Origin of the sequence: Flavobacterium sp. MEB061 (assembly GCF_000834715.1) — a bacterium.
In the GTDB taxonomy this organism is placed as follows: Bacteria; Bacteroidota; Bacteroidia; order Flavobacteriales; family Flavobacteriaceae; genus Flavobacterium; species Flavobacterium pectinovorum.
The window spans coordinates 22,722-36,596 of the sequence record NZ_JXQR01000057.1 but is presented as its reverse complement, the minus strand read 5'-3'; the positions used below and the strand labels follow the sequence as shown (position 1 = coordinate 36,596).

7 protein-coding genes are annotated in these 13,875 nt (G+C 34.6%); 1 reads left to right on the top strand and 6 read right to left on the bottom strand.

The annotated features are described in order from the left end of the window. Nucleotides 1-10: 10 nt before the first annotated feature. From RT99_RS19780 to RT99_RS19755, 6 genes are all read right to left on the bottom strand, one after another. Nucleotides 11-3,013, bottom strand: coding sequence for a TonB-dependent receptor (locus RT99_RS19780; RefSeq protein WP_042566479.1), 3,003 nt, complete (start codon nt 3,011-3,013; stop codon nt 11-13). A gap of 442 nt (nt 3,014-3,455) precedes the next feature. Continuing rightward, entirely contained in the window at nt 3,456-7,541 is a 4,086-nt protein-coding gene (locus RT99_RS19775) for a two-component regulator propeller domain-containing protein (protein WP_042566478.1), read from the bottom strand. A gap of 233 nt (nt 7,542-7,774) precedes the next feature. Further along, nucleotides 7,775-9,415, bottom strand: a complete 1,641-nt coding sequence (locus RT99_RS19770) for a hypothetical protein (RefSeq protein WP_042566477.1) — start codon at nt 9,413-9,415, stop codon at nt 7,775-7,777. A gap of 219 nt (nt 9,416-9,634) precedes the next feature. Continuing rightward, a complete protein-coding gene (gene uxuA, locus RT99_RS19765) occupies nt 9,635-10,819 on the bottom strand; it encodes a mannonate dehydratase (RefSeq protein WP_042566476.1) in 1,185 nt (394 codons plus the stop codon). 342 nt (nt 10,820-11,161) lie between these two features. Further along, complete coding sequence (locus tag RT99_RS19760) at nt 11,162-11,974, bottom strand: SDR family oxidoreductase (RefSeq protein ID WP_042566475.1); 813 nt, start codon at nt 11,972-11,974, stop codon at nt 11,162-11,164. Nucleotides 11,975-12,149: 175 nt separating this feature from the next. Beyond that, nucleotides 12,150-12,602 (bottom strand): YhcH/YjgK/YiaL family protein, encoded by a 453-nt coding sequence (locus RT99_RS19755; protein ID WP_042566474.1) that lies wholly within the window; start codon nt 12,600-12,602, stop codon nt 12,150-12,152. A gap of 205 nt (nt 12,603-12,807) precedes the next feature. On the opposite strand from RT99_RS19755, the gene RT99_RS19750 reads away from it, so the two are divergent. Further along, nucleotides 12,808-13,839: a substrate-binding domain-containing protein gene (locus tag RT99_RS19750; RefSeq protein ID WP_042566473.1), complete on the top strand. Its 1,032-nt coding sequence runs from the start codon at nt 12,808-12,810 to the stop codon at nt 13,837-13,839. Nucleotides 13,840-13,875: the final 36 nt, after the last annotated feature.

Below are 13,875 nucleotides of genomic sequence, written 5' to 3'. Positions count from 1 at the left end.
ATTTTTTAGACTAAAATTTTAAATTAAAACCGAAAGTAAAAGTTCTCACATTTGGGTAACTTCCATATTCTAATCCTAAGTTGGTGTTACTTCTCGCGTTGGTATCATTCAGGTAATTTCCTTCAGGATCAGAACCTGGATAATCTGTAATTGTCCAAAGATTTTGCGCGCTGATGTAGAAACGAACTTTACTCAAACCAATTTTAGAAACTACTTTTTCATCTAAACTATATCCTATAGAAACGTTTTTTAAACGAATGTAACTTCCATCATAAACAAATCTCGAAGTAACCCTTTTTGTTCTTGCTGCATTAATTGGCACATTGGTGTCCGTATTTGTTGGCGTCCAGGCGTCTAAAACTTCTGTTGTAGCATTGTTGTTTCCGGATGCCAGTTCCATCAACGTATAATTTAAGATTTGGTTTCCTTGTGAACCCTGAAAAAAGATATTCAAATCAATATTTTTATACGTAAAATCATTGTTTAAACCGAAGATAAAATCAGGATTTGGATTTCCGATAATCGTTTTATCATTAGAATCTAGTTTTCCGTCGCCGTTTACATCTTTGAATTTTTCTCCACCGGCAATCGTTTCAAAATTCCCCGGAAGAGCTGTTTCACCTTGTTGAATTACACCGTCATAAACAAATCCGAAGAAAGAACCAACCGGCTCGCCAACTCTCAAAATTTGCGAATCTGTTGCAAGGAAATGTCCTGGCGTAGAGTTGATTAAAAGATCTTTATTGTCAGCCAGTTTTAATACTTTGTTTTTGTTTGAAGAAATATTAAAGTTCGTAGACCACGTAAAATCTGCACCAATAAAGTTTTTAGAATTTATGCCTAATTCCCAACCTTTGTTTTCTAATTCACCTACGTTTTGAAGCTGAGAAGCAATTCCAGAAACGCCCGGTAAAGGCCTGTTGAACAATAAATCTTTCGTAATAGTTTTGTAATAATCTGCCGTTAAGCTGATTCTGTTCTCGAATAAACCCAAATCAATTCCGTAATCTTGTTGATATGATGTTTCCCATTTCAAATTCGGATTATCCAAAGAAGTCAGCTGAACTGCGTTTACAATAACGTCACCGCTCACATCATAAATTTCTGAGAATCTTGATAAAGTAGAGTAGGCGCCAATTGACGGATTTCCGGTTGCACCATAACTCGCTCTCAATTTAAGATTTGAAATCGTTTTGTTGTCTTTTAAGAAATTCTCTTTTGCGATATTCCAACCTACGGCTCCAGAAGGGAAAGTTCCGTATTTGTAGTTTTTACTAAAGCTTGAAGAACCGTCGCGACGTGCCGTAAACGTAAATAAGTATTTATCGTCGTAATCAAAATTCAACCTTCCGAAAGCCGAAATTAATTCTGTTTCAGATAAATTCGAATCTGGTTTTAAGAAAACAGTTCCCGCGCCTAAATTTCTATACGAATTGGTATTCGTCAAAAATCCTCTTGAAGCCGCATACGAACTTTCGTTTTTATTTTTTTGATACGAATAACCGCCAAGAACCGTCAAAATTCCTTTGTCGATAATCTCTTTTTTATACGTCAGATAATTTTCTGTAAGGAAAGAAGAAAATCTTGTGTTGTTTACAGAAGCTTCTCCTTTGATATTTTTTCCTGCAATTAAAGTCGACGGAATAAATCTTCCGGTTTGCGAATTATTGTCGGTTAATCCTAAAGTAGTTTTAAAGTCAAGATCTTTTGTGATTTTATATTGAGCAAAGAAATTCGATCTGTTTACGATGGATACGGTTTCCAAAACATTTTCCATCGCAGTCGCATACGGATTGTCAATATCGTCACCAATTGGAGCCGTTGTTGTGTAACTTCCGTCTGCATTATAAATTCCTTTGTCTGGCATAAAACGATACGCCGCCGCAATTACACCTGCAGCACCAGTTCCTCCGGCGCCGGTTTGGCTAATAATTCCTTCCTTGTTTTGTTTGCTTTGAAATAAATTCAAACCCACTTTAAAACGATCAGACAAATCAGCTTCTAGATTACTTACAATTGTGTATTTGTCAATTCCTGAGTTAATTACAACACCATTTTGGTTAAAGTAGTTTCCTGAAACATAATATCTAACGTTTTCAGATCCACCGGAAAAAGAAAGTGATGTATTTGAAACCATTCCGTCACGGTAAATAACATCCTGCCAGTCTGTGTTTGCGCCGCCGTCAGTATGCGTTGTAAAACTTTTTCTGTAGGCTACAAATTGTTCAGCATTTAATAAATCGAGTTTATTATTTACAGATTGTACCGATGTAGAATTGCTGAATTCGATAACTGGTTTTCCCGGTTTTCCTTTTTTAGTTGTCACCATAATAACCCCGTTTGAACCTCTTGATCCGTAAATTGCCGTTGCAGATGCATCTTTTAGAACCTCGATCGAAGCAATATCCTGAGGCGCCGGCATGGCAACGCCCGCAAAACCATCGACTACAACAAGCGCATCACCACTTGCATTGATCGAAGTTCCGCCACGAACCCTGATTTTTACAGGAGCGCCCGGTTCACCACCATTATTTGATTGTACCGAAACCCCCGCTGCACGTCCTTGCAAAGCCTGTTCTGCATTTAATAATGGGTAAGCAGTTAATTCTTTTGCGGTAACTGATGATACAGAACCTGTTATGTCGCTCTTTTTTCGGGTACCGTAACCTACAACAATTACTTCTTCAAGATTTTTTGTATCTGGTTTTAAACTTACGTTGATAACGGTTTTGCCTCCTACGGGAATTTCAATCGTTTGATAGCCAACAAAGTTGAAGACTAAAACAGCATTTTTGTCTGAAACGAAAACACTATAATTTCCGTCCATATCTGCAGAACCTCCCACAGAAGATCCTTTAACATAAACATTGGCACCAGGAAGCCCGAGTAAATCTTCGCTGGAAGTAACTTTTCCGGTGATTTTTTTCTCCTGTGCATTCATCATGATATTTGCCAGTAAAAAAAGTACCAGAAAACACCATTTAAGTGATTTAATTTTGAGATTTGTAAACATTCATTTTGGTTTTTTAGGTTAATGTTAGGTAAAATAAAAAAGCAATAAACTCATTCCGATGATGAGCAGCATACAGAGAATTTGCAGCAGCAGGAATTTTGTTTTTTTGATTTTCATATCACAAATGTATAGGGGTAGAAGGATACAGAAATACAAAAAAGGGTATCTAAAAATACAGATACCCTTTTTTAAGCCTTTAAAAATGCGGATTTAGGAATTATTACAGAATTTGCAATTAATTGAAGTTCTTCTTCCTGCAAGGTTTTCAAAACCTTGTAGGTATTCATTTATATTTTTTAAAATTTGAAGGTAAGCGTTGAGTGTAATTATTTCTAACACATAGAAATATAAACACGAATTTCACCAATTGCCACTAATTAGTTCGTGAAATTTGTGTTTAAAATCTATACCTACAAGGTTTTGAAAACCTTGCAGGAATACATCAGGAGATTTTTTCGCTAAATTTGTCAGCAAATTGCGACGGCGTTTCTCCGTACCTTTTTTGAAAACATTTGCTGAAGTATTTCGGATTGTTGAAACCAACTTTATAACTTACTTCAGAAACATTCAATTTGTTTTGTTCCAATAATTGAGCGGCGCGTTTTAATCTTATTTCATGAATAAATTCGTTTGGCGTATAATTCGTCCATGCTTTAATTTTTAAGAATAACATCGTTCGGCTAACGCCCAATTCTGAACAGAAAAGCGGAATATCAAATTGTTCGTTCGAAATGTTTTCTTCCACAATTTTGAATGCTTTTTTCAATAATTCTTCATCCAGAGACGAAACCGTAATTTCTGACGGAACAAAATTGTCTTCGCTGGTAAATTTCTTTTTTAATCTTTCGGTTGAATTTAAAAGGTTTTTGACCCGAAGTTTAAATTCAATCAGATTAAATGGTTTACTGATATAATCATCGGCACCGCTTTCTAATCCTTCAAATTTATAAACCAATGAAGATCTCGAAGTCAATAGAATAACCGGAATATGACTTGTTTTTAGGTTTTCTTTTATTTTGGAACACAATTCTGTTCCCACCATTTCAGGCATAATTACGTCGCTGATAATTAAATTAGGAACGTGTTGCAATGCTTTTTCAAATGCTATTTTGCCGTTTTCGGCTTCAATGATGTTGTATTCTTTTTTGAGTAAATTTTTCATAAAAGTTCTCAAAACTTTATGATCTTCGACTAAAAGAATAGTTTGCTTTTCTCCATCAACCACAAAATCATCAATATCTTCATATTCGGTAATTTCATGCGTTTCAAGTTGAGCCGAATATTGTGCAATATCATCGCTGATTTTAAAATTTTCGATAATTTCATTGTCCAGTAAATGCGCGCGTCCTAACGGAAGCGTGACAGTAAATACCACACCGCCCGTTTCTTTGTTTGTGACTTCAATATTTCCTTTATGAAGTTTGACGATGTTTTTTACGATTGATAAACCAATTCCGGTTCCTTTATTGTAGTTTTTCTGAACATTATTATGAAGCGGAACTTCAAAAAACAAATCGAAAATTTTATCAATGTGTTCATCCGCAATTCCAACTCCTGAATCTTCAACGGCAATAAATAAATTCTCGTGATCGTGATTGATTTTTATGTTGATTTCACCGCCTTTTGGTGTGTAACGAAACGCATTCGAAATCAAATTATAAAAAACACGTTCCAATTTATAACGATCGAAATAAACCAAAATCTCTTCTTCCTGAGTTTCAAAAGTATAATTGTAGCCGCCATCTTTGGCATATTCGATAAAAGACAAAAAGATTTCTTTGGTGAATTTGACAATATTTCCGTTTGCCGATTCCAATTTAACCTGATCGTTTTCGAGTTTTCTAAAATCCATTAAACGGTTGATTAAACTCAAAAGATGATTCGCGCTTCCTTCAATCACCAACAGCTTTTTGTACATTTCATTTGTTCCGTTATAATCGGATAAAATTTGCTGTAACGGACCCAAAATCAAAGTTAGAGGCGTTCTGAATTCGTGCGAAATATTGGTAAAGAAATCTAGTTTGGCGCGGTTGTTTTCTTCAATACGTTTGGTTTCCAGATATTCCAGTTCCAGTTTTTGTTTTAATCTTGCTTTCGATTTCATAATCCATATTAAACCGTATAATGCTGAACCAATGATGATTCCGTATAATAAAAACGCCCAGATACTGCGCCACGGAGCCGGTTTTACAACAACTGTTAAAGTAGTCGGAATGTGATTCCAAACACCGTCATTGTTGGCGCCACGAACTTCAAATCGATAAGTTCCAGGATTCTGAATCGCAAATATGGCTTCGTTATTTTTGGTAATCGTCCAATTATTTTCTAACCCAATTAAACGATAACTGTATTGATTGTTTTTGGATCGAATGTAATTTGGAATAGCAAAACTGATCGAGAAATTGGCTTTGTCGTAATCTAATGTTATGTTTCTGGTATAGCCAATGCTTTTCTCCAAAATTTTATCTTTTCTGTTTGGATTAATGGTCTCATTTTTAATTTTCAAACTTGTAATTAAAACCTGAGGTGCATAATCATTCAAGGAGATTTTTTTGGCATCAAAATAAGTCGCTCCAGACGGACTTCCAAAATAAAACTGATTCGAATCTAATTTTAAAGCGGCATTATCATTAAATTCATTACTTGCCAAACCATCTTTTTGGTCATAAAGAACTAACTTTTTCAGGATTGTGCTGTATTTTATAATTCCCTGATTCGTACTAATCCAAAGATTTTTATCATCATCTTCAAGAATTGAATGAATGGAAGTAATAATCGTGTTTCCTACTTTAAGATTGATTTTGTTGAATTTTTTCCCATCAAAATAATGCAATCCTTTCGCTTTAGTTCCCACCCAAATTTTGTTTTGACTGTCCTTAAACAACGTTAGAATATCATCGCCGGACAAAGCTGAAGCATCAAAAAAGTAATGTTTTATTGTGTATTTATTTTGCTGAAAATCTTTTAGCGAAATGCAATTCAGACCGTTTTGAGTTCCAATCCAAAGTTTATTTTGGTCTACCAAAAGAGTTCGAACAATATTATTCGTCAGGAAATTGGCAGAAGCCATATCGTTCCCAATCACCTGAAAAGTTTTTGAAATCGTATTATAGCGAATCAAACCTTTCCCAAAAGTTCCAATCCATAAAATTCCATTTCCTTCTGTTTTAAGTGAATAAACGCCGCTTTCTTTCAGTAAATCACTTAAATCCGATGCAATTCGGTTGTCTTCAATTTTTTTAGAAATTATGTTGTAAGCAGAAATTCCTTTAGAGAAAGTTCCAATCCAGAGAATATTATCCTCAGAAAGACACATTGATTTAATATCATTTTTATTCGTCTGATTCGTTTTGCTGTTAATGTAACTTACCGCTTCGGTATTTTGGTTAAAAATCGTAATTCCACCGCCTTCCGTTCCAAAATAAATATTATGATTCTTGTCTGAAATAATCGAACTCACCACATCAAAACTCATCGGAATCTTTTTAGAATTCTGATTATAATTAGAGAAATTAACATTCGAAACATCCCAAATATTCACGCCTTTGTAATAACAGCCAATCCAAACCGAACCCTTTTTATCAATAAATACCGATTTTACCTTATCGATTCCGTTGTTATTATTGCTGTTATTTATTTTTTGAATGCTTTTGTCCTTTCCTAAAATATAAATTCCGTCATAAGCTCCAATCCATAAAGAACCTTGATTATCAAAGGCCAGAGAACGAATATCAGAATTAATTTCTTTGTATTTATTATCAGGTAAAAAAGAAACAAATTTATTGTCAGAAGTATCAAATTTTAAAAGCCCTTTGTTTTTAGTTCCAACCCATAAATTTCCGTCACTGTCCTCTTTTATAGATTGAACATTAAGAAGATCAGTATTATTTAAGCGGTAATTTCTAAAAGAAAGCTTTCCGAATTTTCTGCTTTTAACCACACATAAACCTTTTGTGGTTCCAACCCAGATTTTTCCTTTTTTGGTTTTTAAAATAGTAAGGATATTATTGCTCGGTAAAGTAGCATCATCATTATCAGAATGAAAAAAAGAAGTAAATTTTCCTGTATTTCTATTGTAAATTGTCAATCCTTTTGAAGTACCAAACCACATTTCGTTGTTGATTTTCCTGATCGACCAAACAGCATTATTGCTTATTGTATGATTGTTTTTGGTATGTAAATATCTTTTAAAAGTATTCGTAACAGGATCATAACAATTTAATCCGTTGTAGGTTCCAACCCAAATTTTGCCCATATTATCTTCTTCGATTGCCAAAATATCGTTGTTGCTAATAGACGATTTATCAGCAGCATCATTTCTGAAAATGGTAAAGTGACTTCCGTCGTATTTATTAAGTCCGTCGCGCGTACCAAACCACATTTGCCCAAATTTATCCTGATGAATCGCAATCACAGAACTCTGTGAAAGCCCATCTGTCGTCGAGATATTTTTGAGGCGGTATTTATTTTGGGAAAATATATTACCCGAAATAAAGAGTAGAACCAGAAAAGCTATTTTGTATTTCATGGTGGTTTTTTTTAAGGTGCAAAGGGGCAGAGTAACAAAGGGACAAAGTTTTTTTAGCCACGAATTCACGAATTTTATTGTGATTATCTTTGTCAAAGTTTAAAACTTTGACAAAGATTGCGGTGAGATTTTAAAGCTACGAATTCAAGAATTTTTATAATTATTATGCACAATAATTCGTGAATTCGTGGCTATTTAATGCAAAGAAATTAATCTTTAAATCTGTGGCAAAATTATTTTTTCATGCGTCTTTGTAATTGATAATCATACAACGAAGGGACTTTCTCCATCGGCATATTTAAAAACTCAATATAAGCGTCAGGTTCATATTTTACTTCGAATTTTGCATTGCCATTCACGCCAATAATTCTTGCAAAAGGACCGTCTTTCATTCCGTAAAGCAAAACAGGTTTTGTTATTTCAGAAGGTTTTTCAACCTGAACATTCAGATTCCAAAACGTACTGAAAGGCCCGTGAGAAGGTTTCCAGTAATCAGCACCGCCACCGCCAAATAATAGATAACTATTGTTTTTATCCGGACTGATATGCACCGTAATATGATCAAATAAATTTTGATGATTTGCTCCCGAATGCTGGTCTAAAAGCGGATCGGCAAATATTTCACAATTTTGATATACGTTTTTAGTCGCAAATGTATTGAAGCTCAACGGATGAACCGCTTTATTGTAGATTTTCAGATTCTTAACCAAAACATTATGAACACCGCCTAAAGTTACGGTATAATGCGCCATATGATTTCCATCGGTCACGATATCCTGAACGGTTACATTCGAAATTTCTTCGCCTAAAATTCCGCTGTCAGCATTGGTGATCGTGACATCTTTAACCCAACTATTAAAAACACGCGTTAAAAATATCGCATTATTTCCTGGTTCTACGTGATGCGCCACTCTCGGAATATCAGGAAAAGTAAAACGGATATGTTCGATTCCCACTTCGTTTAAATGTTTCCATTCAACCAATTGCGCCTGATAACTTGGCTTTATCGCAATCGTCAACGGCGTTTTTATGGTAATTTTTGAGTTTGAAATTTTAGTGATTTCGACTTGTTGTCTTACGATTGGAAGTTTTGGAAATTTCCAATGATGTGAACCCGGTTTTACTTTTGCACCTTTATATAAATCGGTAATAATTTCGCCGTTTTCGCCCTCTTTATTAAACAATTGAAGCTCGACAATATCACCAACTTTCAATCCTTTTACATCAGAAACCGAAATAATATGTTCGCCCATATTTCCAGAAATGACTTTCGCCAGAACATTAGGAACCGGTTCATATTTATCCAGATACGATTTTACACGTTCGCCAGGAATTTGTGTCCAGATAAACCCGCCCGACCATGCATATTGCGAAAAAGGCAAATCGACATTATTTTCAGGTTCACGTTGTCTTTTATCAAAAGTCGTTAGATATTCGCGAAGTTCTGCCAGCGATTCCGGATTTTTAAGGTACATCATTGGTCGCGGGCAATAAATCTCGGTTCCGTTTTCGCCCGAACCGGCACCGCGAAGTACAAAATTGCTTCTTTCGATATACAAAATATCACTCAGAATAATTCGTCCCGCAGGCAATTGCAGAATCACATTTCCTTCAGTTTCAGTTGCTGCTTTTATGGCTTTCAACAAAGCTTTAGAATCGTCCAAACCGTCATTTGCTATTACACCAAAATCTACAGCATTTATAGTTTTTCCTGTAGCTTCAGGAATTGGACTTTCGCCGAAATGATAGCCAGCGTAACTAAAATCAGGAAGGTAATTTGCTTTTGAATCAGTCAGTATTTTTGGCGTTTGCTGGCTAAATGCGATACTGTTTACAAAAAGGCTGCAACAAATAATAAGGCTTTGACTATTCATGGTTTGTGGTTATTATGATAGTTAGTTTTTTTTTGCCGTTTTGCCACGAAGGCACTAAGGCACGAAGTTTTTTAAGTCAAGAATTAAAGAATTAAAATGATTTTTTCACGCAGATTTTGCAGATTTGAGCAGATTTAAATTTGGATAATTATCTGCGTAAATCTGCAAAATCTGCGTGAAATAAAAACTTTGCGCCCTAGTGCCTTCGTGGCAAATTTTTTATATGGATCTTTTAATCCCCATTTCAAGCCCTCTTAATTCAGCCAAACCTCTCAAACGTCCAATGGCAGAATAGCCGGGATTTGTCTTTTTATTCAAATCATCCAGCATTTGGTGACCGTGATCCGGGCGCATTGGCAATGTGCTGTTGTTTCTTTTTTCTACTTCAAGAATTGCTTTTACAACTTCGTACATGTCCACATTTCCTTCCAGATGATTGGCTTCGTAAAAACTTCCTTCCTCATCTCTTTGCGTACTTCTCAGGTGAATAAAATTCATTTTATCGCCGTGACGTCTTACAATTCCGGGTAAATCATTATCTGCACGAACGCCGTAAGAACCTGTACACATCGTAAATCCGTTTGATTTTGAGTTGTACGCTGCCATTAATTCTGTTAAATCTTCTTCGGTACTAACAACTCTAGGTAAACCCAGAATAGGGTAGGGAGGATCGTCAGGATGAATCGCCATCAGAACACCTTTATTTTCAGCAACGGGAATAATCTGCTTTAAAAAGAAGAAAAGATTTTCCTTCAATGCTTTTCTGTCAATATGGTTATAAGCACTCAAAGTAACCAGAAAATCCTCTACAGAATAGGCTTCTTCGGCACCCGGAAGTCCGGCAAGAATGTTTTGCTGAAGTTTTACTTTATCATCATCCGTCATAGCATGAAAATACTTAGTGGCCTTTTCGATTTGAATAGATGAATATTCTTTTTCTGCGCCCGGTCGTTTCAAAATAAATAATTCAAAAGCGGCAAAAGCATTAATATCAAAACGCAATGCTTTAGATCCATCTTCAACTGTATACGATAAATCAGTTCTTGACCAATCTAAAACCGGCATAAAATTATAGCAAACACATTTAATTCCGCACAACGCCAAATTCCGAATGCTTTCTTTATAATTTTCAATGTATTGCAGGTATTTTCCGGTTTGCTTTTTAATGTCTTCGTGTACCGGAATACTTTCAACAACCGACCAGATTAAGCCCGATGCACCTTTTTTAGGATCGCCATTTTCGTGTTCAATTTCAACTTTCCTTTTAATGATTTCTTCAATAGTCCACACTTCTCCGTTCGGGATATGGTGCAGTGCGGTTACGATTCCGGTTGCTCCGGTTTGTTTAATATCCTGTAAAGAAACCGGATCTTTTGGGCCGAACCATCTTAATGTTTGTTCCATTTTTTATGTTTTTTATTAGTTCCTGCAAGGTTTTCGAAACCTTGTAGGTATAATTATTTATAGTTTTTTAAGGAGCTATTTCCCGCTATCCGTTACAATCTTTTGCTCCATTTCATTACACAAAAGGATTTCCACTTCTATCGGGGCTAGGGCACTCGTTTTCATAAGAAGTATTTTTTATATTATGTCATCCTGAGGGCTAATTTTTATATCGTGTGTCACCTTGAGCGGAGTCGAAGGGCACTCCAATTGGAACGTGGGCTTCGACTTCGCTCAGCCTGACAATACAATATAGAGATATGAGCTATCAAAGAATCGAAATTTTACCGTAAAACAGAATCTTTAAATACTCGTTGCGGCAAATCCACCATCTACTTTTATAATTGTTCCTGTTACAAATTTGGACATGTCGCTGCATAAAAATAAAAGAGCTCCATCAATATCTTCCGGAGTTCCAAATCTTCCCATTGGTGTATGTTCAATGATTTTTTCTCCTCTTGGAGTTAATTTTCCTTCAGGAGTCAATAATAAAGCCCTGTTTTGTTCACCAATAAAAAATCCCGGTGAAATAGCGTTTACACGAATTCCTTCCCCATATTTAGAAGCCAGTTCCACCGACATCCATTGTGTAAAATTATCAATCGCCGCTTTCGAAGCCGAATAACCCACAACTCTCGTCAAAGGCCTTTGTGCCGATGCCGACGAAATATTGATAATAATTCCCTGTTTTTGTTTCGCAAAAAGTTCTGCAAAAACCTGCGAAGGAAGCATGGTTCCGATGATATTCAAATCGATTACCTTTTGTAAATCATCAGTTTTCATGTCATAAATTGCCTGATCGGGCTGAATGGTTGCGCCTGGCATATTTCCTCCCGCAGCATTAATCAAAATGTCAAGACGACCGTATTTTTCAACAATAGCATCTTTGGCTTTTTCCAGTTCTTCTTTGTTTAATACGTTAGCTTGTATCGCAAAAGCTTTACCGCCAATGCTTTCGATGTCAGTAACTGTTTTATTGGCTTTATCAATCGATTGAGAAACAATGCCGACAATTACGTCTTGTTTTGCCAAAACGTTTGCAAAATTGCTTCCCAACACGCCTGCACCGCCGGTAATTAGGGCAATTTTTCCTTCAAGGTTAAATATTGAATTCATGTATTTAGTTTATTTGTGTTGATTAAATTCCAATTTTTTAAATTCCAAATTCCAATCGCAAGCTTTAAAAATTGGGATTTGAAATTTTAAAATTTAATTTTAAGATTGGAATTTGCTATTTAAAATTTGGAATTTATTTTTTAGTTTGGAATTTGGAATTTTAAAAAATTGGAATTTATTTAATCTTTACTTTTATAACAATTTTTTTAATAATCCCTCCGCCAATCATTGCAGCGTGAACATCTTCTGGAAACAGGATACAAAATTGTCCTTCCTGCAATTCAAAAAACGTATCCGGCTTGTCATGAAAAAAACGAACATCTCTTTCATCACTATATTCCCCGTTTGGATTCACACATTTTTCTCTTGGTTTCCAGGCAAAAGTTTCGGGGCCTTTTATAGAATATTGTATGTCAATATTTTGGTCATGACATTCAAAACCTTTTATGCTTTCTTCTCTGGTTGTTCCTTCTCCGGAAATTACAATTACTTTTAATCCTTCTGCAATTTCAAACGAACCAGATTCAAGATTATTCAAATCATTTTGACTTAAATAATCAAATGCTTTTTTAAAATTCGGATGTAAACCTGAATATCTCTTTGCATTATTTAAAATGTCTATAATCATATTTTAAATTTTGTATTTGATTTTTTTATGTGTAATTATTTCAAAAAAGACAAATAATTTACGATTTTGTATGTAAATTATGTAATTTTACGTGTACGCACACGAGCTTTACAAATGTATATAAAAAGTTTTCTAAAACAACTCATCATATCCAAAAAAAATTAATTTTACAGACTTAAAAATCCCCTTTTAACTTAAAAAATAAATCATTATCATAACAATCAAAAAAATAGCAGAATTAGCGAATGTTTCACCAGGAACTGTTGACCGAATAATCCATAATCGCGGACAGGTTACTCAGGATAATGTAGATAAAGTAAATGCTATAATTGAACAATACGGTTATAAACGCAATATTTTGGCGAGTAATCTGGCATTAAATAAAAAGTTTCGCTTTGCCGTTTTTTTGCCTAAGTATGAAAATATAGAATATTGGAAAAGTCAGATTACCGGAATAGAAAAAGCTGCCATTGAATTTGGAAAATTTGGCGTTGTGCTTGATTATTTTTTCTATGATTTTAACGAAGCTTCATTCAAAAAAACCGTTGAAAAAGTATTAGACTTTGATTGTAATGGATTATTGTTTGCTCCAATTTTTTATGAAGAATCCGTTCGGTTTTTAAACGAATATGAAAAGAAAAATATTCCGGTTGTTATGATCGATTCAAATATTTCGAGTAATGATCAACACGCTTATGTGGGACAGGATGCTTTTCAAAGCGGTTATCTGGCTGGAAGACTGATTAGTTTTGCGGTAAATAACGAAAGACAGGTTCTGATTTTTAAAATTACCAGAGAAATAGAAAGTACATCTGTTTATTTACAGCGTATTGATGGTTTTTATTCTTTTTTTAAAGATCATAACGAACTTACTAATTTTAAATTCTCAGAAGTAACTATTAAAGATTCCGGAATTGATCAATTATCGTTGGAAATATTTTCGGGAATAAACAGTGTTTTTGTGCCTAATTCAAGAGCTTATATTGTTGCCCGTTTTTTAGAACAAAACAATATAAAGGGCGTTCGTATAATAGGTTACGATTTATTGAAAGAAAACATAGAATACTTGAATAAAGGAATAATTGATTTTTTAATCAATCAAAGACCTGAAGAACAGGGTTATATGGGAGTTAATTATTTGTATAAAAAATTGGTTTTACAGGAAACGGTAGAAAATACCAATTATATTCCGTTGGAGATTATTTTAAAAGAGAATTATTTTCCTGCGAAAAAATAAAATTTAGATTAACAATCCGTTTTGATAAAATGAATT